This window comes from Bradyrhizobium sp. B039 (assembly GCF_038965675.1).
GTDB classification, from domain to species: Bacteria; Pseudomonadota; Alphaproteobacteria; order Rhizobiales; family Xanthobacteraceae; genus Bradyrhizobium; species Bradyrhizobium diazoefficiens.
In genome coordinates, this window is the sequence record NZ_CP152416.1 from 4,197,576 (window position 1) to 4,220,399 (window position 22,824).

24 protein-coding genes are annotated in these 22,824 nt (G+C 64.9%); 11 read left to right on the forward strand and 13 right to left on the reverse strand.

Features of this window, described 5'->3' with window-relative positions:
* Window positions 1-16: 16 nt before the first annotated feature.
* Both AAFG50_RS19460 and AAFG50_RS19465 read right to left on the reverse strand, forming a co-directional pair.
* Window positions 17-196 (reverse strand): hypothetical protein, encoded by a 180-nt coding sequence (locus AAFG50_RS19460; RefSeq protein ID WP_028171105.1) that lies wholly within the window; start codon window positions 194-196, stop codon window positions 17-19.
* Window positions 197-408: 212 nt separating this feature from the next.
* Window positions 409-660, reverse strand: coding sequence for a hypothetical protein (locus AAFG50_RS19465; protein WP_027576269.1), 252 nt, complete (start codon window positions 658-660; stop codon window positions 409-411).
* A 311-nt stretch (window positions 661-971) separates the two neighbouring features.
* Here AAFG50_RS19465 and ndk point away from each other — a divergent pair, with 311 nt between their 5' ends.
* Window positions 972-1,394 (forward strand): nucleoside-diphosphate kinase, encoded by a 423-nt coding sequence (gene ndk, locus AAFG50_RS19470; protein ID WP_011086893.1) that lies wholly within the window; start codon window positions 972-974, stop codon window positions 1,392-1,394.
* Between the two features lie 44 nt (window positions 1,395-1,438).
* Window positions 1,439-2,299, forward strand: a complete 861-nt coding sequence (locus AAFG50_RS19475; RefSeq protein WP_028171106.1) for a TerC family protein — start codon at window positions 1,439-1,441, stop codon at window positions 2,297-2,299.
* 48 nt (window positions 2,300-2,347) lie between these two features.
* Here the strand turns inward: AAFG50_RS19475 and ppx are convergent, their stop codons facing one another.
* The 4 genes from ppx to AAFG50_RS19495 all read right to left on the reverse strand — a co-directional run bounded on the left by ppx (window position 2,348) and on the right by AAFG50_RS19495 (window position 7,499).
* Window positions 2,348-3,850 carry an exopolyphosphatase gene (gene ppx, locus AAFG50_RS19480; RefSeq protein ID WP_028171107.1) on the reverse strand — a complete coding sequence of 501 codons (1,503 nt, stop codon included), beginning with the start codon at window positions 3,848-3,850 and terminating at the stop codon, window positions 2,348-2,350.
* 12 nt (window positions 3,851-3,862) lie between these two features.
* Window positions 3,863-6,052, reverse strand: a complete 2,190-nt coding sequence (locus AAFG50_RS19485; RefSeq protein WP_028171108.1) for an RNA degradosome polyphosphate kinase — start codon at window positions 6,050-6,052, stop codon at window positions 3,863-3,865.
* Window positions 6,053-6,187: 135 nt separating this feature from the next.
* On the reverse strand, window positions 6,188-6,865 hold the full coding sequence (locus AAFG50_RS19490) for a DnaA/Hda family protein (protein WP_028171109.1): 678 nt from the start codon (window positions 6,863-6,865) through the stop codon (window positions 6,188-6,190).
* A gap of 91 nt (window positions 6,866-6,956) precedes the next feature.
* Window positions 6,957-7,499, reverse strand: a complete 543-nt coding sequence (locus tag AAFG50_RS19495; protein ID WP_011086898.1) for a CDP-alcohol phosphatidyltransferase family protein — start codon at window positions 7,497-7,499, stop codon at window positions 6,957-6,959.
* Between the two features lie 154 nt (window positions 7,500-7,653).
* Here AAFG50_RS19495 and purM point away from each other — a divergent pair, with 154 nt between their 5' ends.
* Window positions 7,654-8,727 (forward strand): phosphoribosylformylglycinamidine cyclo-ligase, encoded by a 1,074-nt coding sequence (gene purM / locus AAFG50_RS19500; RefSeq protein ID WP_028171110.1) that lies wholly within the window; start codon window positions 7,654-7,656, stop codon window positions 8,725-8,727.
* A complete protein-coding gene (purN, locus tag AAFG50_RS19505) occupies window positions 8,727-9,380 on the forward strand; it encodes a phosphoribosylglycinamide formyltransferase (protein WP_028171111.1) in 654 nt (217 codons plus the stop codon). The genes purM and purN overlap by 1 nt, the downstream gene beginning before the upstream one ends.
* Before the next feature lie 86 nt (window positions 9,381-9,466).
* On the opposite strand, the gene AAFG50_RS19510 is transcribed toward purN, so the two are convergent.
* On the reverse strand, window positions 9,467-9,673 hold the full coding sequence (locus AAFG50_RS19510) for a cold-shock protein (protein ID WP_008129967.1): 207 nt from the start codon (window positions 9,671-9,673) through the stop codon (window positions 9,467-9,469).
* A 378-nt stretch (window positions 9,674-10,051) separates the two neighbouring features.
* On the opposite strand from AAFG50_RS19510, the gene AAFG50_RS19515 reads away from it, so the two are divergent.
* The gene (locus AAFG50_RS19515; protein WP_028171112.1) at window positions 10,052-11,215 is read left to right on the forward strand and encodes an autotransporter outer membrane beta-barrel domain-containing protein; all 1,164 of its coding nucleotides are present in this window, start codon (window positions 10,052-10,054) and stop codon (window positions 11,213-11,215) included.
* An 18-nt stretch (window positions 11,216-11,233) separates the two neighbouring features.
* On the opposite strand, the gene AAFG50_RS19520 is transcribed toward AAFG50_RS19515, so the two are convergent.
* Window positions 11,234-12,274: a LysR family transcriptional regulator gene (locus tag AAFG50_RS19520; protein WP_011086903.1), complete on the reverse strand. Its 1,041-nt coding sequence runs from the start codon at window positions 12,272-12,274 to the stop codon at window positions 11,234-11,236.
* Window positions 12,275-12,348: 74 nt separating this feature from the next.
* Here AAFG50_RS19520 and AAFG50_RS19525 point away from each other — a divergent pair, with 74 nt between their 5' ends.
* The 5 genes from AAFG50_RS19525 to AAFG50_RS19545 all read left to right on the forward strand — a co-directional run bounded on the left by AAFG50_RS19525 (window position 12,349) and on the right by AAFG50_RS19545 (window position 15,890).
* Window positions 12,349-12,960 carry a hypothetical protein gene (locus AAFG50_RS19525; RefSeq protein WP_028171113.1) on the forward strand — a complete coding sequence of 204 codons (612 nt, stop codon included), beginning with the start codon at window positions 12,349-12,351 and terminating at the stop codon, window positions 12,958-12,960.
* Window positions 12,947-13,567, forward strand: coding sequence for a GNAT family N-acetyltransferase (locus tag AAFG50_RS19530; protein WP_011086905.1), 621 nt, complete (start codon window positions 12,947-12,949; stop codon window positions 13,565-13,567). Before AAFG50_RS19525 ends, AAFG50_RS19530 begins: the two co-directional genes overlap by 14 nt.
* A gap of 25 nt (window positions 13,568-13,592) precedes the next feature.
* The gene (locus AAFG50_RS19535; RefSeq protein WP_028171114.1) at window positions 13,593-14,156 is read left to right on the forward strand and encodes an isochorismatase family protein; all 564 of its coding nucleotides are present in this window, start codon (window positions 13,593-13,595) and stop codon (window positions 14,154-14,156) included.
* 34 nt (window positions 14,157-14,190) lie between these two features.
* The gene (locus AAFG50_RS19540) at window positions 14,191-14,364 is read left to right on the forward strand and encodes a hypothetical protein (RefSeq protein ID WP_166466014.1); all 174 of its coding nucleotides are present in this window, start codon (window positions 14,191-14,193) and stop codon (window positions 14,362-14,364) included.
* A 143-nt stretch (window positions 14,365-14,507) separates the two neighbouring features.
* Entirely contained in the window at window positions 14,508-15,890 is a 1,383-nt protein-coding gene (locus AAFG50_RS19545; RefSeq protein WP_028171115.1) for an aspartate aminotransferase family protein, read from the forward strand.
* A 197-nt stretch (window positions 15,891-16,087) separates the two neighbouring features.
* On the opposite strand, the gene rnd is transcribed toward AAFG50_RS19545, so the two are convergent.
* Both rnd and AAFG50_RS19555 read right to left on the reverse strand, forming a co-directional pair.
* On the reverse strand, window positions 16,088-17,236 hold the full coding sequence (gene rnd, locus AAFG50_RS19550; RefSeq protein ID WP_011086908.1) for a ribonuclease D: 1,149 nt from the start codon (window positions 17,234-17,236) through the stop codon (window positions 16,088-16,090).
* Between the two features lie 354 nt (window positions 17,237-17,590).
* Window positions 17,591-18,490: a LysR family transcriptional regulator gene (locus AAFG50_RS19555; protein WP_028171116.1), complete on the reverse strand. Its 900-nt coding sequence runs from the start codon at window positions 18,488-18,490 to the stop codon at window positions 17,591-17,593.
* Between the two features lie 103 nt (window positions 18,491-18,593).
* Here AAFG50_RS19555 and AAFG50_RS19560 point away from each other — a divergent pair, with 103 nt between their 5' ends.
* Window positions 18,594-19,583 (forward strand): zinc-dependent alcohol dehydrogenase family protein, encoded by a 990-nt coding sequence (locus tag AAFG50_RS19560; protein WP_028171117.1) that lies wholly within the window; start codon window positions 18,594-18,596, stop codon window positions 19,581-19,583.
* 77 nt (window positions 19,584-19,660) lie between these two features.
* Here the strand turns inward: AAFG50_RS19560 and AAFG50_RS19565 are convergent, their stop codons facing one another.
* The 3 genes from AAFG50_RS19565 to AAFG50_RS19575 are packed head-to-tail and all read right to left on the reverse strand — an operon-like array spanning window position 19,661 to window position 22,823.
* The gene (locus AAFG50_RS19565) at window positions 19,661-20,995 is read right to left on the reverse strand and encodes an ABC transporter substrate-binding protein (RefSeq protein WP_028171118.1); all 1,335 of its coding nucleotides are present in this window, start codon (window positions 20,993-20,995) and stop codon (window positions 19,661-19,663) included.
* Between the two features lie 11 nt (window positions 20,996-21,006).
* Window positions 21,007-21,876 (reverse strand): carbohydrate ABC transporter permease, encoded by an 870-nt coding sequence (locus AAFG50_RS19570; protein ID WP_028171119.1) that lies wholly within the window; start codon window positions 21,874-21,876, stop codon window positions 21,007-21,009.
* On the reverse strand, window positions 21,873-22,823 hold the full coding sequence (locus tag AAFG50_RS19575; protein WP_028171120.1) for a sugar ABC transporter permease: 951 nt from the start codon (window positions 22,821-22,823) through the stop codon (window positions 21,873-21,875). The genes AAFG50_RS19570 and AAFG50_RS19575 overlap by 4 nt, the downstream gene beginning before the upstream one ends.
* Window position 22,824: the final 1 nt, after the last annotated feature.

A 22,824-nucleotide genomic window follows, 5' to 3' on the forward strand; every position in this document is an offset into this window, starting at 1 on the left:
CTACGTCTACGGCCTGTCAGTGAGCGCCGCCCTCGCGGTCGCGCTTCTTCAGCTCGTCGAGGAGCTGTTCGAGATGCGTGGGCAGCCGGGGGTCGGGGCGGAGTCTCTGCTGAAGCCGTTCCCCCACGGCATCGCAAATCGAGCGGCTGGTGCGCCGGTCGATTTGTTCGCTGTCATTGGCGAAAGGGCCCGTCATCACGAGGTTCCATGTTGCAGAGTAACGACACGGTACCAAGTCGTTGGCCTCCAAATGGTTTCGCCGGTCGTGGGGAATGCCGGACATTCTCGTGAAAATTGTATGAATTCGTCGTGCCTGCTCAAATGCGAGGCCCCGGCGGGGGGATCGCCGGGGCCTCTCTTGGAAGGTGCCGTGGGGGGCCGGCACCCTGAGTTAAGGTGCTGTCGGGCTCAGTAGCAGCGGTTGATCAGCCGCCAGCGGGGTCCCCAGGGGGTCGGGACCAGCCGGCGCACATAGCAGCCGCCATAACCGTAGGAGACGGGGGCATAGAAGCGCGGGCCACCCCAGCCATAGCCGTGATGCCAGCCGCCGCCGTGCCAGCCCCAGCCGCCGCCATGCCAGTGAGCAGAGGCCGAGGTCGGTGCCAGCGCGGCACCCAGCGCGACCGCAGCGACAGCGGCAAGCGAAAGTTTCCTCAACATGGTGATCTCCTCAAAACTGCCGGCGCGGGGTATCGCGTCGATGGAAAGGCCGCCGAAACGGTCTGCCTGATGATCAGGCTTTGGTTTCGTAGACCCAACCTTACGCCGGCGAAGCTGAACCAAAGCCTGAATGGAGGCTTCAGATTGGGTTCATCTCGATGAAATCTCGGTAATCCATCGCTGGATCCGCCGGGGCCGCCTGCGGCGAAGCGCCCGGGAGGCGGGTTTTGGCGGTCGCTTGCCGTCTGGCGAAGGCGCCGATATAAGCCCCGCAACTCCGAACCACCGCTTTTCTTCTCAAGGACAAGATCATGGCCATCGAACGCACTTTCTCGATCATCAAGCCCGACGCGACCGCGCGTAACCTGACCGGTGCGGTTAACGCCGTGATCGAGAAGGCGGGCCTGCGAATCGTCGCGCAGAAACGCATCCGCATGACCAAGGAACAGGCCGAGACCTTCTATGCCGTCCACAAGGCGCGTCCGTTCTTCGGCGAACTCGTCGAGTTCATGACCTCGGGCCCGGTGGTCGTCCAGGTGCTCGAAGGCGAGAACGCCGTCGCCAAGTACCGCGACGCGATGGGCGCGACCGATCCGTCCAAGGCGGCCGAAGGCACCATTCGCAAGCTCTACGCAAAGTCGATCGGCGAGAACTCCGCGCACGGTTCGGATGCTCCGGAGACCGCCGCGATCGAGATCGCGCAGTTCTTCTCGGGCAACGAGATCGTCGGCTGATCATTCAGCCGATACGTTAAAGCGACGGGGCGAAAGGACTCATTGTGAACTGGCTCTGGCAGATCTTCGATCCCGCTACGATCGGGGCATTCTTCACCCAGTTCCGCAATGAGATGGCCGAGCCGACCTTCTGGATTGCGGTCGGCAAGATCATCTGGATCAACATCCTGCTCTCCGGCGACAACGCGCTGGTGATCGCGCTCGCCTGCCGCGGCCTCAAGCCGCGGCACCGTCTGTGGGGCATGATCCTGGGCGCCGGCGCGGCGGTGCTGCTGCGGATCATCTTCACCGGCATCGTCGCAAGCCTGATGGAGCTGCCGTATCTCAAGCTCGTCGGCGGTCTCGCGCTGATCGTGATCGCGGCCAAGCTCCTGGTGCCTGAAAACGAGGACGAGGACGGCGTCGAGTCGGCCTCGCATCTGTGGCAGGCGGTGCAGATCGTCGTCGTCGCCGACATCGTCATGAGCCTGGACAACGTCATTGCGGTCGCCGCCGCGGCCAATGGCAGCGTGCCGCTGTTGATCCTCGGCCTTGCCATCAGCGTTCCCCTGATCGTCGCCGGTGCGGCGCTGATCATGGCGCTGCTCGCCAAGCTCCCGGTCCTGGTGTGGGCGGGCGCTGCGCTGCTCGGCTGGATCGCGGGCGAGGTGATCGCGACCGATCCCGGCGTCGCACCGAAGCTGCACACGCTGTTCGACGGTCCGTTCGGTGCCTCGCTGGACAACATGCTCGGTGCACTGCGCATCCCGGCCCAATTCGGCCATGGCGGTGGAGGCGGCGAATATTTCTGCGCGGCGCTCGGCGTCATCGTCGTGCTGGTCGTCGGCACCATCTGGCGCCGGCGCAGCCTGAGCCAGGCGGCGCTGGAATCCTCCGAGCGCCACGCCAAGGCGTCGGCAGAGTAAACTTTTCCGAGGGACGCATATCTCACCTCTCCCGCAGGGAGAGGTGAACTACCGACGCACGATCGAGCCGGCCCGGTTGACCAGGCGGGCGAGCTGGCGGAAGCGGCTGCCGACGCGGTCGGCGACGATGTCGCCGAGACGATGCTCGAACACCAGCATCAATTTGCGGCCCTGGCTGCGGAAATGCGTGGCGGGCAGCACGCCCGGCCGCGCCGCCGAGATCAGATGCGCGACGCGGAATGCCGCGCCGAGCAGGCGGGCGCGGTCGAGCTGGGCCGGCGTCAGCAACTCCTGCATGGTGGCCGGCGGCTGGTTTTCCTCGCTCAGGCCCGCATAGCGATAGAACACGGACAGGCCGACGAAGGCGCGCTCGGTGTGGGTGATCGCGCCGAAATTGCCGTTGACGACGAGGCTCAGCGTCTGCTCGCCGCGGTGATCGGGATGCACGCGCCAGCCGATGTCGGAGAGCAGGCACGCGGTGTGGCGCAAGCGACGGTCTTCCTCGGTCTCGCGCAGTTTCACGACGCGCGCCAGACGATCGGTCCAGGCGATCAGCTCGCGGGCGTGCTTGGCCGAGCGCGACAGCAGCTGGTTGAGCTCTTCGGCTGCGCAGATCAGCCCGTCCTTGTTGCGCTCGGTTTCCGGCAGCTTCTCGTGCAGCAGGCCTTCGCGTACGCCGAAGGTCGAGAACACGATGGTCTTGGGCTTTGCCACGCGGATGATGTGCTCGAGCACCAGCGCCGCGTAGGTGAGGAGCGGGCGCCGCGCATCGGCGACGATCTCGATGTCGGCGAGCATGTCGGCGGCCGCCAGACGGCGAAGGCGGCGCGAAAAGTCGAGCGCCTCGGCCGCGGAGATGGAATAGCCGTGCATCACCTGGAGCGGATAGCCGCTCTGGATGATGTGGATGCGCGCGAGCGCGCGCCAGGTGCCGCCGACGGCGTAGAATGTGCGGCCGCTGCCCGCCTTGAGCTGCGGCACCCCGTCGAGCTCCTCGCGCACGATACGGTCGGCGCGCTTGAGCGATTTGTGGGCGAGGTCCTGGAGCGCGAGCCCGCCGAGCGGCAGCGTCACGCCGCTGCGCACGCTGTTCCTGCGCACGTCGATCAGTTCGAGCGAGCCGCCGCCGAGATCGCCGACGATGCCGTCGGGGTGGTGGATGCCGGAAATCACGCCGAGCGCCGACAGCCGCGCCTCGCGCGGGCCCGACAGAATCTCGATCTTCACTGCGCAGATGCGCTCGGCCTTGGCGATGAAGTCGGGGCCATTGGAGGCGTCGCGGCAGGCGGCGGTCGCGATCGCGAACACGCGACCGACCTGCATCACGCGGCACAGCGCGCGGAATCGCTTCAGCGAGGTCAGCGCCTTGTCGACGGCGTCGGGCGCAAGCAGGCCCGTGCTCTGCACCTCACGCCCGAGGCCGCACAGCGTCTTCTCGTTGAAGATCGGAATGAGGCTCCGCGCCAGTCCCTCGTAGACGACGAGACGGACCGAGTTGGAACCGATGTCGATGACCGCGACGCTCGAGCCGCGCTTGCGCGACCGAGTCACGTCGACGTCCGATCAGGATGGATGGCGTTCGTTCCGGCGCGTGAGACGGCGCGGCGAGGATTCCTTGAGCGACTTTCCACGGCCAGACAGACTCGGATTTGTCATGAAGTAGTTGTGGACGTTGAAAGGCTCCTCGCCCTTCGCGGTCTTCATACGCGTTGAGGACCCATCCGGCAACAATTGCCAGCTCTGCTCATTGTCCTTGAGATTCGCGACCATGATCTGTTCGAGAACCTGCTGATGCACCGTGGGATTTTGCAGTGGACACAGCACTTCGACGCGGCGGTCGAGGTTGCGCGGCATCATGTCGGCCGAGGAGATATACACAGCCGCTTTCGTGCTCGGCAGCCCCTGGCCCATGCCGAAGCAGTAGATTCGGCCGTGTTCCAGGAAGCGCCCGATGATCGACTTGACGCGGATGTTCTCCGACAGGCCAGGGATACCGGGCCTGAGGCAACAGATACCGCGCACCACGAGCTCGACCTGAACGCCGGCCTGTGAGGCCTCATACAGCGCGTCGATGATGTCTGGGTCGACCAGCGCATTCATCTTCATCCAGACCGCGCCGGGGCGGCCGTGCCGCGCATGCGCGGTCTCGCCCTGGATGTGCTCGATGATGCGCTTGCGCAGGGTCAGCGGCGACACCGCCATCTTTTCCAGATCGCTCGGCGCGGCATAGCCGGTGATGAAGTTAAAGACGCGCGCGGCATCGCGCCCGATGGTGGGCTCCGAGGTGAAGTAGGAGAGGTCGGTATAAATACGTGCGGTGACCGGGTGGTAGTTGCCAGTGCCGGTGTGGACGTAGGTCGTGAGGCTGCCGCCCTCGCGGCGCACCACCATCGAGAGTTTTGCGTGCGTCTTCAGTTCGAGGAAGCCATAGACGACCTGCACGCCGGCGCGCTCGAGGTCGCGCGCCCAGCGGATGTTGGCCTCCTCGTCGAAGCGCGCCTTGAGCTCGATCAGCGCGGTGACGGATTTGCCGGCCTCGGCGGCTTCGGCGAGCGCGCGCACGATCGGCGAATTGTTGGAGGTGCGGTAGAGCGTCTGCTTGATCGCGACGACATCGGGGTCGCGCGTTGCCTGCTGGAGGAACTGCACCACCACGTCGAAGGATTCGTAGGGGTGATGGACCACGAGGTCCTTCTGCCGGATCGCGGCAAAGATGTCGCCGCCATGCTCGCGCACGCGCTCGGGATGGCGCGGCACGTAAGGGGTGAATTCGAGGTCGGGCCGGTCGAGGCGGGTGAGCTGCGACAGCTCGTTCATGGCGAGCACGCCGTCGACCAGGAAGACTTCGTCATCGGCGGCGGAGAGGGCATGCTGCACGAAGTTGCGCAGCTGCTCCGGCATTTTGGCGTCGATCTCGAGCCGGATCACCGATCCGCGGCGGCGGCGCTTCAGCGCGGTCTCGAACAGGCGGACGAGATCCTCGGCCTCTTCCTCGATTTCGAGCTCGGAGTCGCGGAGGATGCGGAAGGCGCCCTGGCCATGCAGATTGTAGCCGGGGAACAGTCGGTTGATGAACAGGGCGGTCGCCTGCTCCAGCGAGATCAGCCGCATCGTGCCCTCGGACGGCAGGCGGATGAAGCGGTCGATCTTGCCGGGCATGCGGATCAGCGCGTTCATCTGCTTGCCGTCGGCGGCGCGCGTGAGCTGGAGCGCGATGGTGAAGCCGAGGCTCGGGATGAACGGGAAGGGATGGGCCGGGTCGATCGCGAGCGGCGTCAGCAGCGGGAACACGTTGTTGAGGAAGTAGTCCTCGATCCAGGTCCGCTCAGCCTTGGTGACCTCCTTGCCGTCCACCAGCACTATGCCGACATCGGCCAGCGTGGCGCGCAGGTCGCGCCAGATCGCCTGTTGGTCGGAAGCAAGCTGGGAGACCGTGCGGTTGATCAGCGCGAGCTGCTCGGACGGCGTCAGGCCGTCGGGGCTGCGCTCGGCAATGCCCTCGCGCACCTGGGCCTTGATGCCGGCGACGCGGACCATGAAGAATTCGTCGAGGTTGTTCGCGGAAATCGACAGGAATCGCACCCGCTCCAGCACGGGATGGCTGGGATTGACCGATTCCTCCAGGACGCGGCGGTTGAAATGCAGCCAGGAGAGCTCGCGGTTGATGAATCGCTCGGGGCTCGATGCGATCGCCGGCAGGCTTTCCGTCTCCGGGACTTTTTCTTTTATTTCAACAGCTTGCGCGGAGTCCATGAGAAGTCGGTCCATCCAGTTTGCCCCAATTTGCGACTGACGCGCAAAACCGCCGGGAGCATGTGTTAGGGCGATGACGTTTCGATGACATTGATGTTCCGCCGTTCCGCGCCGTCAAGCGGCGTTGGGGCGCGGTCAGGCGTCGCGGAGCAGCTCGGCGGCCAGCGCCCGGGTCACCGGGCGGCCGAGCCGCAGGGCTTCGCTGTCGAGCAGTTCCACGGCCTGCCGGGCGGCGGCCGAGGATCGCTCCAGGCGGGTGGCGAGGTAGCTGACCACGCTCTCGTCCACGGTGAGCTGGCGGTCGGCGCAGAATTTGACGATCAGGCCGCGGAAGAGCTGGTCGTCAGGAGGCAGCAGCGTGACCACCGGCACTGCGCGCAGCCGCGAGCGCAGGTCGTTGAGCTCGATGTCCAGCGCAGCCGGCACATCGCGCCCCGTGAACAGGACGTAGGCGCCATCCTCACGGGCGAGGTTCATCAGGTGGAAGAGGGCGCGCTCGTCAAAATCCTTGGCCTTGAGATCCTCGACCACCAGCGCGCCGGTGGCGAGCGCGCCAGGAACGCCTGCGGCGGTCAACGCATTGGCCGTGGTCGAGCGGGCGCCGGCCTCCTCGGCCCAGATCGCGGCGAGATGGCTCTTGCCGCTGCCTTCGGGGCCGGCCAGCCACATGATCCGGTTCGGCCATTCCGGCCAGCCGTCGATCAAGGCGAGGCCGGCAGCGTTGGCGGGGCCTTCGAGGAAATTGTCCCGGCTGAGGCTCTCCGCGTGTGGCAGCGAGAACGCCAATTGTCGGGGGTGAACGCGGCCTGCCACGCTTGCTTTGCTCCATGCCGGACGGCCGGCTTCGCTTGAAAGATTCGACTTGATCGGGCGTGAGTTGGCCTTTTGCGGGGCCGGTTCGCGCTCATTTGGCCTCGATCGTGCTCATGTGCCGGACCCACTCGACGAGATAGAGCGACACGGAGGAGAGCGTGAAGATCGTGACGAGGCCCATCAGGATAATATCATAGGGCGCCGGCTTGAACCCGAAGGCAAGCGCGGCCAGCACCAGCGCCGCGAATGCCACCTGGGCGACCGTGTTGAGCTTCGACACTTTCGACGGCTTCATCTCGACGGGCCGGTCGAACAGCCAGGACACGATCACGGCGGCGACAATCATGATGTCGCGGGATACCACCAGGATCACGATCCAGCGCGGAATCGCGCCCCAGATGCCGAGCGACATATAGATCGAGACCAGCAGCGCCTTGTCCGCGAGCGGATCGAGCAAGGCCCCGAGCTCGCTTGCCATGTTGAAGCGCTTGGCGAGGAAGCCGTCCACGGCATCGCTGATCCCGGCGATCAGGAAGACGGCGAACGCCACCTCCATTTGGCTCGACACGATGGCCCAGACGATGATCGGGACCAGCATGATGCGGCCCAGAGTGATGATGTTCGGAATACTCACGCGGCGCTTCCCGGCACCCGGCCTGACCTCGAATCCGCCCCGTTTGAAGGCTGAACCCGTTGATATCTACATAGTATGGCGCCGAGCGCCATGCGAGCCATTGCGCGTCCCCGGAATTCGACGTAACCAGCCGCAACCCCACTGGAAATCGGGCATGACCGACCGCAAAAACGGCCTCACCTACGCCGATTCAGGCGTCGATATCGACGCGGGCAACCGCCTGGTCGATCTGATCAAGCCGATGGTGCGCGCCACCGCGCGGCCCGGCGCCGACGCCGAGATCGGCGGCTTCGGCGGCCTGTTCGACCTCAAGGCGGCCGGTTTCAGGGATCCCGTCCTGGTCGCCGCCACCGACGGCGTCGGAACCAAGGTCAAGATCGCGATCGAAACCGGCCTGCATGGCGGCATCGGCATCGATCTGGTCGCCATGAGCGTCAACGACCTCGTGGTGCAGGGCGCCGAGCCGCTGTTCTTCCTCGACTATTTCGCCTGCGGCAAGCTCGATCCGGAGGCGACCGCCTCGATCGTCGCCGGCGTCGCCGATGGCTGCCGGGAATCCGGCTGTGCCCTGATCGGCGGCGAGACCGCCGAGATGCCAGGCCTCTACAAGGACGGCGACTATGACCTCGGCGGCTTTGCAGTCGGCGCCGCCGAGCGCGGTACGCTGTTGCCGCGCAAGGACATCGCCGCCGGAGACGCCGTGATCGGTCTTGCCTCGTCGGGCGTGCACTCCAATGGCTTCTCGCTGGTGCGCAAGATCGTCGAGCAGTCCGGCCTCGGCTTCGAGGCGCCGGCGCCGTTCGCGCCTGTCATGACGCTCGGCGGCGCGCTGCTGACGCCGACGAAGCTCTACGTCAAATCCTGCCTGCGCGCGATCCGGGAGACCGGCGCGGTGAAGGGGCTCGCCCACATCACCGGCGGCGGCTTCACCGACAACATTCCGCGCGTGCTGCCCAAGAACCTTGGCGTCGGCATCGATCTGGCGCGGCTGCCCGTGCTACCGGTGTTCAAATGGCTGGCCGCGCAGGCCGGGATCGCCGAGCTCGAAATGCTGCGCACCTTCAACTGCGGCATCGGCATGATCGCGATCGTCGAGCCGGACAAGGTCGACCGGGTCGTGCAGGTCTTCACCGAAGCAGGCGAGAGCGTGGCGCAGCTCGGCACCGTGATCCCCGCCGAGGGCGAGCATCGCGTCGTCTACAATGGCCATCTCGATCTGGCGCCGTGATGAAGCGCCGCGTCGCCATTCTGATTTCCGGCCGCGGCTCCAACATGGTCGCGCTGATCAAGGCAGCCAGCGCGCGGGATTTTCCGGCGGAAATTTCCCTCGTCATCTCGAACAAGGCCGATGCACCGGGGCTCGAACGGGCCAGGGCGAGCGGCGTGAACACGCTGGTGATCGAGAGCAAGCCGTTCGGCAAGGATCGCGCCGGCTTCGAGGCGGTGCTGCAGGCCGCGCTCGATCAGCACGGCATCGAGCTGATCTGTCTTGGCGGCTTCATGCGCCTGTTCACGGCCGAATTCACCAAGGCCTGGTACGGGCGGATGCTCAACATCCATCCCTCGCTGCTGCCGTCCTTCCCCGGCCTCGACCCGCACGGTCAGGCCCTGCGCGCCGGCGTGAAACTGTCTGGCGCGACGGTGCACTTCGTGATCCCCGAGACCGATGCCGGCCCGATCGTGATGCAGGGCGCGGTTCCCGTCAGCGACCACGATACAGCGGACACGCTGTCGGAACGCATCCTCGAAGTCGAGCACCGCATCTATCCGGCCGCGCTGCGGCTATTGGCGACCGGCAAGGTCCAGATCGAGGGCGATGTCTGCAAGACGGCGGGCAGCGGACCGTCGGAGAATTTCCTGGTTTCGCCCGTGGCGAGCTGAGGCGCCGTCGCGTTTCGTCGTCACAAACAAAATCCCCCGGCAGAGCCGGGGGCATCGTCGTGATGTCTCGCGTGTGGAACGAGAGATCAGGAGACCTTGAGGTTCTCCGCGGATGATTTTCCGCGGTTCTCCACGAGGTCGTATTCAACCACCTGGTTTTCGTTGAGGGTGGAGAGTCCAGCACGCTCGACGGCGGAGATGTGGACGAACACGTCCTTGTCGCTGCCGTTCGGTTTGATGAACCCATAGCCCTTGGTCGGGTTGAACCACTTGACGGTGCCCTTTTGTGGCATCGTTCGTCTCCTCCGCTAGATACAAAAAAGACGCGGCCGCTTTTCGCGTGCCACGCCACAAACGGGCTTCCGGAAGTCTGTTCGAGTCTTGAGTCTCAATGTCGCGAAACGCACAGCCGAGCGCCAATTCCGATTGTGTCGGATATTGCAACACGAAAATCGCGCGTTAGCAAGCCATGCGCGAATTTCAAGGCCGGGCCGGGAGTGCCCGTCTGCAATTTCCGACCTGTGTCCGCGGAACCACAATCGGGAGCAATCACCCCCGTCTCAAGGCGCCAGCCGGTTGACCCTCCGTAACAGTTCGGCGCAAATCGCAGCATGCGTGCGCCGCTCGTGTTGCATTTTTGCGCGCCGCCATTTGCTTCGGGATTTGTCGTCATGCGCTGCACATCGCAGCCCTCCGGGACACGGCAGACGATCGGGCTGAACCGCGTCCGCCGGGGCGCGGCAGCGATCGCGATGTTGCTTGCGCTCGTCGTCGCGATGTTGGCGGCGACGCCCGGCTACGCGCAGACCCCGACGCCAACGCCGACCCCAACCCCAACGCCCACGCCGTCGCCGACGCCAATTCCGATGCCGACCTCGACCAATTACGACCAGTCGGTCGGTAACAGCACGCTCAATCTCGGGTCGGGGTTTCTGGAGCGGCTCGGCAACCAGGCGTCGGGTGGTTTCAACCGGGCGTTCCGGACCAATCCGGGCGGCGGCGGCGCGTCCGCAAGCACGGAAGATCCCCGTTACCGCACCTGGTTCGAGGGCTACGGTATTTCGGTCCGCACCGATGCGCAGGGGGATTTCGTCGGCGACAAGCGCAAGACGTTTGGCGGCGTCGCCGGCTTCGGCGCGCGGCTCGCGCCTGGCGTCAATCTCGGCTTCTCCGTCGATCAGAGCCACACCGATATCGACGTGCCGCTCGCGCTCCAGTCGGCGACGCTCGATTTGACCCAGGTCGGTTTCAACGGCTCGATCGACAAAGGCCCGTGGACCTGGGCGTTCGCGGTGGTGCACGGTTTCGGCAAGGTCCGTTCCAGCAGGGATACCGGCTTTGGCGTTGCCTCCGCCGGCTATCGCGCCGCGGTCGACGGCGCACTGACCGAGATCAGCTACTACTGGACCAAGGATCAGATGCGCGTCGTGCCCAAGGGCGCGCTCGAATATGTCCGCGCCACCAGTGCGGCATTCCAGGAGGCGGGCGGCCTCGATCCGCTCAACGTCGGCTCGACGGCGCTCTCGCGCGCGCGTGTCATGATCGGGGCCGAGGTCGGGCGCTACTTCATCTTCGACCAGAAGATTCTGGATCTCTCAGCGTACGGCAAGTTCGTTGACAATTTTTACCAGAACCTCGGCTCGGTCCAGGTCAGCCTCGGGACCCAGAGCATCGTCGTCCCCGGCATCGGTGAGAGTCGCTACGGCATGGATGCCGGCGCCTCAGCCTCGCTCAGCCTGACCAACACCGCGCGGCTCTACGTCAATTACGACGGCAAGTTCCGCAACGAGCTCACCTCGCACCAAGGCACGGTCGGCTTCGAGTATCGGTGGTGAGGCACAGCTCGCCTGCGCCTATGTCGGCGTCGTCGCGACATAGCCTTTCAATCCAAAGCCTTCGCGCGCGGCCGTCATCATCGGCACCAGCGCATTCGGATGGATGAATTCGTCGCGGAAGCAGGGATAAGTCTTGGGGTCGAAGATCTTCTTCAGCCAGTCGACCACGATCTTGTGGCGCTCGGAATCGCGAAACTCCTTGTGATAGGTGAGCCATAGGTCGGCGTGGTGGCTCACGCCGAGATCGACGGCAATGAACGGTGCGCCGAGCGCGATCGACACCGTCGGCAGGAAGCCGATGCCGGCGCCGCGCTCAACCGCATAGAGGACGCCGACCGAGGAGTTGGTCTTGATTCCGACGATGCCCTCGAGCGTTTCCAGCCCGAGCACGCGGGCGTAGGCGGTGTCGTCGACCTGCGGAGCACTCTGCTTGATGATGCGGTGGTTCTTCAATTCGGCGAGCGTCGCCGGCAGGCCGTAGAGGCTTTCGTACTCCTTGGAGACGAAGGGATAGATGTGCAGACGGCCGAGCTTTGCGACGATCAGATCGGGGTTGGTCGGCGGCTCGAGCTGGATCGCGATATCGGACTCGAGCCGCGCGACGTCGGCCTGCTCCATCGCACAGCGCAGATCGACGGTGATCTTGCGATAGGTTTTCTGGAAATCGATCAGCCGCGGCAGGATCCAGAAATTGCCGGGACCTTCCGTCACTGCGACGCGCACGGTGCCCGACGTGTCGTTCGACGAGCGCGAGGCGCGCCGGAAGACGTTGAAGGCATGACGCTCCATATGCGCGACGTCGGCAATCATTGCCGTGCCTTCGTCGCTGAGCGTGAGCCCGCTCTGATCGCGCAGGAACAGCTTGCAGTCGATGCTCTCTTCGAGCCGGTCGATCCGGCGCATCAGCGTCGTCGAGGTGAGGCCGAGCTCTTCGGCGGCGTTGCGGAAACTTTTATATTTTGCGCACGCTAGAAATAGCTTCAAATCGTCCCAGGACGCGTCCAGGGCTTCTTCACGGTGCTGCGTCATCGCAGCACCCCGGTGCAATAACTGCTGCATACTCCAGGTCCCCAACCGCTAAGCTCGACATAGCGGGGCACGAAAGCCGCAGACGATAGAAGGGCGATCAGGCTATGGAAAGGGGCTCCTTTGCCGCAAGGCATGATTTCGACGCGCTGCCGCTCAGTCCGGATGTCGACGTCCGTTGCGCGCAATTTTCTGAAATTGCGGCACTTTCCGAGATGGCGCGCCGGCTGGTGCCCGGCGTGCAGCTCGGAACCGCGGAGCTTGCAAAATACTTCACCTTCGATCCTCAGAGCATCCTGACGTTCAGCCGGAACGGCAAGCTGCTCGGTGGCATGGCCTTCCTGTTCCTGAGCGACCGCGGGCACGATGCCTTGTTGCTCGACGAGATTTGCCTCACCGCGCCGGAGACGCACTATCTGGCTTCCGCGACGGAGGAGGTTGCTGCCATCTACATCTGGGCGGTCGCGGCGACGGGCCGTGGCATCGCTGGTCTCGGCAAGGCCGCGGCGCACCTCCGACAGCCAAGATTTCGCGGCGCGGATTGCTATGCGCAGCCTTCAACCGTGGCCGGACGCGACATCATGAGGGCGACCGGCTTCGAGCCTGTTCCGAGCTTCCAACCCGACCTGTGGTGCTACGAGCGCCCATGGCACCGGCGGCCGATGCGCATGCCGGGCGCGATCATCCAAGCAAGGAGTTTTGCAGATGCACGGCACTAGGATTCCCCCGGCGAAGCCCGACTCCCGCGCCATCACCATCCGCCTTGCGCGCAATCCCAACGATCTCATGCTGGTCACCGCCATCCGCTCGGCGGTCTATCTCGCCGAGCAGGATTGTCCGTTCGAGGAGGAGTTCGACGGCAACGACATGGTAGCCGCGCATTTCATCGGCTTTGTCGGCAGCGAGCCTGCGGGCTGCCTGCGGGTGCGCTTCTTCGGCGATTTCGCCAAGGTCGAGCGGCTCGCGGTGCGACACCAATATCGGCGCTCGCGCGTCTCGTTCAAGCTGGTGCAGGCGAGCGTCGACTATGTGAAGCGCAAGGGCTTTCGCAAGATCTACGGCCAGGCGCAGGACCGGCTGGTCGATTTCTGGGCCCATTTCGGCGCCAAGCCGCTCGGCCACAATCGCAAGATCACCTTCTCGGATTTTTCCTACACGGAAATGCTGCTGGAGATCGAGCCGGGTCCGGACGCCATCACGCTGGACAGTGATCCCTATGTCATCATCCGTCCCGAGGGCGATTGGGACCGGCCGGGCGTGCTTGACGCCTCGGCGGGGCGGGCGGTGACCTCGCCGCTGCGGGATCTCGCGCTCGCCGATCACTGAAACTGGTGCAGCTCTGCGCAAGATAATGCTGACTTCCAACACCGATGATCCGCCGATCCTGGTTTGTGCGGATCTCCAGGTCGAATATCTGACCCCAGGGCGTCGCCACGTCATCCTCGACGGCGAGGCGGCCACTGCGCGCTGCCTGGAACTCCTGATGCTGTGGCGCGACAATCTCTGGCCCGTGATGCATCTGAAGCGTATCGCCCAGGCGGCCTGGTTCAATCCGGCATCCAGGCTGACCGATTGGATCGCCGAGACCAAGCCGCGGCCCGGCGAGATGACGTTCGAGCACCCGCTGCCCTCGGCCTACAGCTCGGCGCGGTTTGTGGATTACATGTCCAATATCCGCAATGTGCGCTGCGTGTTGGTTGGCTTCTCCCTGGACGAGACCATCCTCGCCACCGCCATTGACGGGTTTCACCGCAGCCATCGTTATCAGGTGGTGGCCGACGCTGTGGCCTGCCGCCAGCCGGGCGCGGGCGATGCCGCCGCCTACAAGCATGCGGTAGTGAATGTCATCGGTAACTTTGCTACAATCCAGTCCAGCGCCGAACTGATCAGAACCAGCGGCGCCGTTGCGGTATAGGCGGCCGCGATCGGCGGATGGATGGGGTGGGACATTGTCACGGGGAGACGAGCTCAAGGAGCTGGCAAGCGACCTGTCGCGTGCCGTCGAGACGGCGCGCCGCGTCGGCTTGCCCACGACCGTCTATCTGCTCTCGATGGCGCTCGTGGAGGTGCGGGAAGCCGCTGCTGCCGCCGACGAGGGTGATGATGATGACAGCGCGGCCTGAGAGCTGTTCCGTGTGCGGCTTTGTGCAACGCTGCTGAGCGCCTGCTGCCGACGAATTGGCGTTGCAAGTTCTGCGTTGTCGCAATAGCCAAGAGATGACGCTGGCCGCGCCGGCGATGTGACGACCTTGAGGATCTTTCGCAAATGTCCATGCTGCCGAATTCGCAAGAGGCCCGGGATGTGGCCTACCAGCTCCATCCCTACACCAACGCGCGCACCCATCAGCAGGCCGGTCCCCTGGTGATCGAGCGCGGCGAGGGCCCTTACGTCTTCGACGCATCGGGCAAGCGCTATTTCGAGGCGATGGCCGGCCTGTGGAGCGTCGGGCTCGGCTTCAATGAGAAGCGCCTGGTCGAGGCTGCGCACAAGCAGATGCTGGCGCTGCCGTTCTACCACACGTTCTCCGCCAAATCGCACGGGCCCTCGATCGATCTCGCCGAGAAGCTGGTGGCGCTCGCGCCGGTGCCGATGAGCAAGGTGTTCTTCACCAATTCCGGCTCGGAGGCGAACGACACCGTCCTGAAGCTGATCGCCTATCGCTCCAATGCGCTCGGCCAGCCGCAGCGCAAGAAGGTGATCAGCCGGATGCGCGCCTATCACGGCGTCACCATCGCGTCGGCCAGCCTCACGGGCCTGCCGAACAACCACCGCTCGTTCGACCTGCCGCTGCCGAACATCCTGCACACGGGCTCGCCGCACTTCTACAAGGACGGCGCGCCGGGCGAGAGCGAGGAGGCGTTTGCCACGCGCCGGGCCGAGGAGCTCGACGCGCTGATCCAGAAGGAAGGGCCGGACACGATCGCAGCCTTCTTCGGCGAGCCGGTGATGGGAGCGGGCGGCGTCATCGTGCCGCCGGCGACCTATTGGGACAAGATCCAGGCGGTCCTGAAGAAGTACGACATCCTGCTGGTCGCCGACGAGGTGATCTGCGGCTTCGGCCGCACCGGCAAGATGTTCGGCTGCGAGACCTATGGCATCAAGCCGGACGCGATCGTTGTCTCCAAGCAGATCACCTCGAGCTATTTCCCGCTGTCGGCGATCCTGATGAACGACCGCATGTTCGAGCCGATCGCGGATGAGAGCAACAAGATCGGCGTGCTCGGCCACGGTTTCACCGCGGGCGGCCATCCGGTCGGCTCGGCGATTGCGCTGGAGAACCTCAAGATCATCGAGGAACGCGGCCTGGTCGCGCATGCCGCCGAGCTTGGCGGCTACATGCAGGGCAAGCTGCGTGAGCTTGCCAGCCACCCGCTGGTCGGCGAGGTCCGCGGCGTCGGCATGATCGCGGCGCTCGAGCTGGTGCTCGACAAGCAGCGCAAGACGGCAGCGGCGACACCCGGCGCCGTCGGCGGCATCGCCAGCCGCATGCTCCAGGAGCGCGGTGTGATCTCCCGCAACATGCTCGATGCCATCGCCATCTGCCCGCCGCTGATCGTCAACAAGACCCAGATCGACGAACTGGTGGCGGCGATATCGGGCGTGCTGGAGGATATGAAGGGCGAAGTGGCGAAGCTGACGCCGGCGTAAGGTCGAGCGTTTCAATGTGGCCGGAGCAGCCGACCACATTCACCGGTGTCGTCCTGGCGAAAGCCAGGACCCATACCGCGTGATCCATCGATTTGTGGCGGTTGGAGTACCGAACGCAGAGTCTTCGCCAAACTCCGCCATGGAGTAATGGGTCCTGGCTTTCGCCAGGACGACGACGGAGGGAGAGCGGGGCGCGCTTACGCCCGCTCGACCCCGATCACGCGACCCTTCTCGATCGCCAGCGCCAGCTCGCCGCGCTTCAGCTTCAGCGCGGCATCGCCGAACAGCTCGCGGCGCCAGCCGCGCAGGGCGGGGACGTCGGCCTCGTCACTGGCTGCGATCTCCTCGAGATCGTCGACGGTCGCGATCACCTTGCTTGCGACTGCATGGCGCTCCGCGGTCATCCGCAGCAGGACCTTCAAGAGCTCGACGATGGCCGCGCCGTTGGAATTGTTGCGCGGCTTCTCCAGCTTCGGCAGCGTCGAGAAATCCCGCGCCAGGCCGCGCTCGACCGCGGCAACGATGTCCGCGCCCCATTTGGATTTCTCGAACCCCTTCGGCACCGAGCGCAGATGGGCGAGCTTTTCCAGCGTGTTGGGGGCGTGGGTGGCGATGTCGCTGACGGCCTCGTCGCGCAGCACGCGGCCGCGTGGCACGTCGCGGCTTTGCGCCTCCTGCTCGCGCCAGGCCGCGACCTCCATCAGCACCGCGAGGTCCTTCGGCTTGCGCACCCGCGTCTTCAGCCGCTCCCAGGCGCGCTCGGGGTGGAAGTCGTAGGTGCGGGGCGAGGTCAGGACCTCCATCTCGATGGAGACCCATTCGCTGCGGCGGCGCTTCTTCAGGTCGGCATCGAGCGCCGCGAATACGTCGCGCAGATGGGTGACGTCGGACACCGCGTAGTGCATCTGCTCCTTGGTCAGCGGGCGGCGCGACCAGTCGGTGAAGCGGTGGGTCTTGTCCGGGCGGTGGCCGGTGACCTTCTCGACCAGCTGGTCGTAGGCGATGCTGTCGCCATAGCCGAGCACCATGGCCGCGACCTGGGTGTCGAACACCGGATGCGGGATGATGTTGGCCTGGTGCCAGATGATCTCGATGTCCTGCCGGGCGGCGTGGAACACCTTCAGCACGGCCTCGTTGCCCATCAGCTCGAAGAACGGCTTGAGGTCGATGCCCACGGCCAGGGTGTCGATGACGATCGCTTCCTCGGGGCTGGCCATCTGCACCACGCACAGCAGCGGGTAATAGGTGGTCTCGCGCAGGAACTCGGTATCGACAGTAATGACGGGGTGCTTGGCCAGTCGGCTGCAGGCAGCCGCAAGGTCAGCGGTGGTGGTAATCAAATCCATGAACGGCCCATGACACTTGATATCAGCCGTTCTGCCGAAAGCGCTGTGATGTCAAGGGGCTCGAAGCGAATTCGAGCCTTGCAATTGGGCCGGAATCGCTCCTTCCGACGAAATTCCTATTCGTAACGGACCCTTTGCGAGGGTTTTCGGGCGCAGGGCAGCGCCACCACGACCACGCACATGGCGACCAGCGCCAGTCCCAGGAACTCGAAAACCAACAGATCCACGGCAAAATCCCCCGACAGAACCGTTAGACTTGTCGGGAGCGTGTTGACGGTCTGTTAATTCCAATGGTTACCGGCGGTGCGGGCGGCCGGATGGTGGACAGCGGGTTAATGGCGCGGACGACCACCATCACGGCATCAGTTTCGGCAAGGCGGCGGCGAGGGCGTCCACGGCGGCGCGGACCTTGAGCGGCATCCGCGGCGAACGTGGCCACAGGGCGTGGCAGTCGTACAGGAATTCCGGTTGGCCCCCGAAGAGACCGACCAGCGCGCCGTTGTTGAGGCGTTCGCGGACCAGCCAGTAGGGTAGCCAGGCGAGCCCCATGCCCTGTGCCGCGGCGTCCGCGATCGCCTCGAGATCGTCGAGCCTGAGCCTGCCGGCCGGCATGATCTCGCGCGGAGGCTGACCGTCCCGCGGAAACAGCCAAGGCCGGACGCGCCCGGAGTGGCGATAGATGATCGCCTGGTGGGCGGCGAGATCGTCGATCGATTTCGGCTTGCCATGGGCGCGCAAATAGGATCGCGCGCCGCACACCACCATTCGCTGGCGAGCGATGCGCCGCGTAATCAGGCCGGACTGGTTATCGAGATCACCGGTCCGGATCGCAAGATCGTAGCCGCCCTCGACGATGTCAGCGATCGGGTCGCCGAAGGAGAGGTCGAGCTCGAGATGCGAATGTTTGCGCGCCAGCTTCATCAACAGGGGCGCGATGCAGTGCCGCCCCAGCAGCGCGGGCATTGTCACGCGCAGCCTGCCGCGCGGTTCGGATAATTCGTCGGCAACTACGGCGTCAGCCGCTTCAGCCGCGTTGAGCACGGCACGGCAGCGCTCGTAATAGGCTTGCCCTGCGTCGGTCAGGCTCTGGCGCCGCGTGGTACGGTTGAGGAGGCGGGCGCCGAGGCGCTGTTCGAGGAAGCGCACATGCTTGCCGACCATCGGCCCCGACAGCTCCAGCGCGTCGGCGGCGGCTGCGAACGAGCCGAGATCGACGGCCTTGACGAACACGGCCATGCTGGTCAGGCGGTCCATATTGAAAACTCCTGGTTTCGACTGTTCGCTTGTTTGGGTGATTTATCCGCTTCCACGGGACCGGCATAGCTCCATTCAGTTCAACTGATTTGGAGTATATCCCATGACCCGCATCGTTCGCTTTCACCGGCACGGCGGTCCCGAAGTGCTGTGCATCGAGACCGCCAGCGTTCCACCGCCGGCAAAGGGCGAGGTTCAGATCCGGGTCAGGGCACTCGGTCTCAACCGCGCCGAGGCGCTGCTGCGGAGGGGCACGTATATCGAGTCCGCGAAATTTCCGTCCGGCCTTGGTCTGGAGGCGGCCGGCATCGTTGAGGCGGTCGGCGAAGGCGTGGCCGGCTTTGCGCCCGATGACACTGTGAGCATCGTGCCGCCGCTGTCGATGGTGCGATGGCCGGCCTACGCCGAGCTCGCGACGTTTCCGGCCGAGCTCGTCGTGAAGCATCCGCCCGAGCTTGGCTTCGAGGTCGCGGCTGCGATGTGGATGCAATATCTGACGGCCTACGGCGCGCTGGTCGATATCGCCGGACTTGGGCGCGGGGACGTCGTCGCCATCACGGCGGCATCGAGCAGCGTCGGGCTTGCGGCCATTCAGATCGCGAACCGGATCGGCGCTGTCCCGGTTGCACTAACGCGGACCTCGACCAAGCGGCGCGCCTTGCGCGATGCCGGCGCCGCGCACGTGATCGCCTCGGACGAGGAGGACATCGGAGCGCGGCTCGCGGAGATCGCCGGTTCAAACGGCGTCCGCGTGGTGTTTGACGCCGTCGGCGGTCCCGCATTCGAGCCGCTGACCGCGGCGATGTCGCCGGGCGGCATTCTGATCGAGTATGGCGGGCTCAGCCCGGCGCCGACGCCGTTCCCGCTCTTCAACGTGTTGACCAAGAGTCTGGTCCTGCGTGGCTACCTCGTGCACGAGATCATCCGCGATCCCGTGCGCCTTGCGAAGGCCAAGGCATTCATTCTTGATGGGCTGTCGGACGGCACGCTGAAGCCGATCATCGCCAGGACATTCCGGTTCGAGGAGATCGTCGAGGCGCATCGCTTCCTGGAGTCGAACGATCAGTTCGGCAAGATCGTGGTGACGATCTAAACGCGCGCATCTCGCGAAACGCATTCGGCGCCCCGCATGACGGAGCGCCGAAGTTCGTTTGGACGTAAGCGTCGGCCTTACGGCAGCTTCAGCGACGTTTCCGCGTTGTACGGCTTCAGCGTCTCGTCGGCCGCTTTCTGGGCGGCGGCGAGCGCCTCCTTCGGCTGCTTCTTGCCGTTCAGGACCAGCATCACCTCGTCCTCCAGCGTCTTGCGGACCGGGACGGTCTTGTAGGTCGCGAACCAGGGCTTTGCGACGTCGAGCTGCTCGACGGCGGTCTTGGCGTCCGGGTTCTTGTTCAGGAAGTCGACCATGTCAGGCGTCTTGTAGGCGGCCATGTTGGGGGCGAAATAGCCGGTGGCGCGGCTCCACCAGGCGCTCTTCTCGGGCGAGGTCATCCACTTGATCAGCGTCCAGGCGGCCTTCTGCTTGTCGGCTTCGAGACCGGCCGGAACGATCAGCGAGGCGCCGCCGATCGGCACGGCGTTGCGGACGTTGCGCGGGATGAAAGCGACCTTGTAGTTGAACTTGGCGTTGTCGCGCACATAGGTCAGCGAGCCCGTGGACAGCATCATCATCGCGGCGTTGCCGGAGATGAAGGAGGTGCTGACGGCGGGACCGGGCGTCGCGCCAGGCGCGTGGACCTTGTGCTTGTAGACGAGGTCGTTCCACCAGGTCAGCGCGCCGAGCATCGAGGGCGTGTCGTAATAGACCTCGCCGCCGAACTCCTCGTTGTAGTAGCGCCCGCCATTGGTCATGGTGAGCGTTTCCATCATCCAGCCGCAATAGTCATAGGCGCAGGGGATCGCGATGCCCCATTGGGTCACCTTGTCGCCCTCGCGCTTGGTGAGCTTCTTGGCCCAGTCGGTCAGCTCCGCCCAGGTCTGCGGCGGCTTGTTCGGATCAAGGCCCGCTTCCTTGGCCTTGTCGGCGTTGATGTAGAGCAGCGGCGTCGAATTGTGGAAAGGCACGCCATAGACCGAGCGGTTGATCACCGCGTTGCCCTGCAGCGCCGGGAAGAACTGGCCGAGGAACTGGTCCTTGGTCTTGCCGTCGGCGGCGATCAGGCCGTCGAGATTGGTGAGCTCGTTCTCGATCTGCATGTCGAGCAGGAAGTTCGCCGACATGATCACGGCGGACGGCGGCTTGCCGGCCTTGATGGCCGCGCGCGTCTTGATCAGCGTGTCGTCATAGGAGCCGGTGTAGACCGCGGTCGCCTTGACCTCGGGATGGGTCTCGTTGAACTCCTTGATCAAGGTGCCCATGTCGCGGGCGAGCTTGCCGTCGACGGGGACGGGGAAGAACAGGTCGATCTCGGTCGGACCTTCGCCGGCGAGCGCGGGAAAGGCGAGGGCGCCTGCCATAGTGCCTGCCATGGCGAGGCCGAGCATGAGCCTGCGGGAAAACAGCATCGGAAAATCTCCTATTTGATGCCTGAGGTGACGAAAGAGCTGATGAAGCGCTTCTGGAAGATCAGGAAGGTGACGAGCAGCGGCGCGATTACCATCAGCGTGCCGGCGGCGATGGTGCCCCAGGCCTGGGTGCCTTCGGCCGTTGCGGTGAAGACGGAGAGGCCGACGGTGAGCGGCCGCTTGTCCGGCGAATTGATCACCATCAGCGGCCACAGGAAGTCGTTCCAGTGGCTGGTGACCGAGATGATGGCGAAGGCGGAGAAGCTCGGCATCGACAGCGGCACGTAGATGTGGCGAATGCGCTGGAACAGGCTGGCGCCGTCGATCAGCGCGGCATCTTCCAGCTCGGTCGGGATCGCCTCGAACGCCTGCCGCATCAGGAAGGTGCCGAAGGCGGAGGCGAAGAACGGCATCATCACGCCGGTGAGCGTGTCATAGAGGCCGAGCTGCGCCACGAGCGTCAGGTTCGGCACGATCAAGAGCACCGGCACCAGCATCAGCTGCATCAGGAATAGGTAGAAGATCAACGTCTTGCCGGCGAAGTTCAGACGCGCAAAGGCAAAGCCCGCCAGCGTGATCGTGACGAGCTGCACCAGCAGGATGCCGGTGCAGATGATCGTGGTGTTCAGCGCGTAGCGCGGGAAATCGCCGATCTCCCAGGCATCCCTGACATTGTCGAGCGTCGGCTTGAGGCTCGGCATCAGCTCGGCCATGGCGTTGATCCCGTCCGAGGCGGGGCGTAGCGTCGCAACGCCCATCCAGAGGAAGGGGATGAGCCAGATGATCGCGAGCAGCACGGTCAACACGAAGCCGAGCTTCGGCGTGATCTCGCGGCGCGTGGCGAGCGGGGCGTCCTTGAGCAGCCAGTCGATCAGCTTCATGGCCCGCCCTCCCGGTTCGCCATCGTCCGGAACGAGAGCGCGGTGAGGCCCATCAGCACGGCGAGCGTCAGCAGCGTGGCCGCCGAGGCCTTGCCGATGTCGTAGTGCTCGACCGCCTGCTGGTAGATGTAGAACAGCACGAGATTGGTCGCGTTGGACGGCCCGCCCTTGGTCATGACGAAGACGTGATCGACCTGTGTCACCGCATTGAGCGTTGCGATGACAGTGACGAACAGGAAGGTGGGCTTGAGCTCCGGCAGTATGATGTGGCGCAGGCGCTGGTACGGACCGGCGCCGTCCAGATGGGCGGCTTCCATCACGTCCTCCGGCACCGCCTGGAGGCCGGCGAGGAAGAACAGCATGTAGTAGCCGGCGTTCTTCCAGATGGTGATGACCATGATGGCGTAAAGCGCGATGTCGGAATCGCCGAGCCAGTTCGGCAGCACCGGCAGCAGGCGGCCGATGTAATAGTCGAGCAGGCCGACATTCGGCAGGAAGATGAACAGGAACAGCGCGGACGCCGCGACCATCGGGATCAGCACCGGCAGGAACAGCGCGGCGCGCAGCACGCTGTTGAAGGCGTTGGTGCGCGACAGCGCCAGCGCAAACAAGAGCGCCAGGCCGATGCTGGGGATCGCGGTGCCGACGGCATAGACGAGATTGTTGACGATCGCCCCGGTGAAGGCGGGATCGGCGAGCACCGCGTTGATGTTCTCAAAGCCGACGAAGCGGACCGGCGCCTTGGGCGTGGCGCGCTGATACAGCGCGTCGATCATCACGCGTCCCATCGCGCCGTAGGTGAACAGCGCGAGGAAGATCAGCGAGGGCAGCAGCAGGAGATAGGCCGGCAGCGAGGTTTTGAAGCGGGCGGAGAACCGCCTCAGGAGAAGCAGGCGCGGCGGCGCAGTTGCCGCGACCGGGAGAGTCGCGGGTTCAGCGAGGCTCATC

Excerpts from the sequence above, each read along its gene's own strand:
- AAFG50_RS19465 (WP_027576269.1), bottom strand. The coding sequence starts at position 660 with ATGTTGAGGAAACTTTCGCTTGCCGCTGTCGCTGCGGTCGCGCTGGGT.
- AAFG50_RS19570 (WP_028171119.1), bottom strand. The coding sequence starts at position 21,876 with ATGAAGCTGATCGACTGGCTGCTCAAGGACGCCCCGCTCGCCACGCGC.
- AAFG50_RS19545 (WP_028171115.1), top strand. The coding sequence starts at position 14,508 with ATGTCCATGCTGCCGAATTCGCAAGAGGCCCGGGATGTGGCCTACCAG.
- AAFG50_RS19535 (WP_028171114.1), top strand. The coding sequence starts at position 13,593 with ATGCTGACTTCCAACACCGATGATCCGCCGATCCTGGTTTGTGCGGAT.
- rnd (WP_011086908.1), bottom strand. The coding sequence starts at position 17,236 with ATGGATTTGATTACCACCACCGCTGACCTTGCGGCTGCCTGCAGCCGA.
- AAFG50_RS19515 (WP_028171112.1), top strand. The coding sequence starts at position 10,052 with ATGCGCTGCACATCGCAGCCCTCCGGGACACGGCAGACGATCGGGCTG.
- AAFG50_RS19530 (WP_011086905.1), top strand. The coding sequence starts at position 12,947 with ATGCACGGCACTAGGATTCCCCCGGCGAAGCCCGACTCCCGCGCCATC.
- ndk (WP_011086893.1), top strand. The coding sequence starts at position 972 with ATGGCCATCGAACGCACTTTCTCGATCATCAAGCCCGACGCGACCGCG.
- AAFG50_RS19560 (WP_028171117.1), top strand. The coding sequence starts at position 18,594 with ATGACCCGCATCGTTCGCTTTCACCGGCACGGCGGTCCCGAAGTGCTG.
- AAFG50_RS19565 (WP_028171118.1), bottom strand. The coding sequence starts at position 20,995 with ATGCTGTTTTCCCGCAGGCTCATGCTCGGCCTCGCCATGGCAGGCACT.
- AAFG50_RS19520 (WP_011086903.1), bottom strand. The coding sequence starts at position 12,274 with ATGCAGCAGTTATTGCACCGGGGTGCTGCGATGACGCAGCACCGTGAA.
- AAFG50_RS19555 (WP_028171116.1), bottom strand. The coding sequence starts at position 18,490 with ATGGACCGCCTGACCAGCATGGCCGTGTTCGTCAAGGCCGTCGATCTC.
- purN (WP_028171111.1), top strand. The coding sequence starts at position 8,727 with ATGAAGCGCCGCGTCGCCATTCTGATTTCCGGCCGCGGCTCCAACATG.
- AAFG50_RS19460 (WP_028171105.1), bottom strand. The coding sequence starts at position 196 with ATGACGGGCCCTTTCGCCAATGACAGCGAACAAATCGACCGGCGCACC.
- AAFG50_RS19575 (WP_028171120.1), bottom strand. The coding sequence starts at position 22,823 with ATGAGCCTCGCTGAACCCGCGACTCTCCCGGTCGCGGCAACTGCGCCG.
- purM (WP_028171110.1), top strand. The coding sequence starts at position 7,654 with ATGACCGACCGCAAAAACGGCCTCACCTACGCCGATTCAGGCGTCGAT.
- AAFG50_RS19510 (WP_008129967.1), bottom strand. The coding sequence starts at position 9,673 with ATGCCACAAAAGGGCACCGTCAAGTGGTTCAACCCGACCAAGGGCTAT.
- AAFG50_RS19485 (WP_028171108.1), bottom strand. The coding sequence starts at position 6,052 with ATGGACTCCGCGCAAGCTGTTGAAATAAAAGAAAAAGTCCCGGAGACG.
- AAFG50_RS19525 (WP_028171113.1), top strand. The coding sequence starts at position 12,349 with ATGGAAAGGGGCTCCTTTGCCGCAAGGCATGATTTCGACGCGCTGCCG.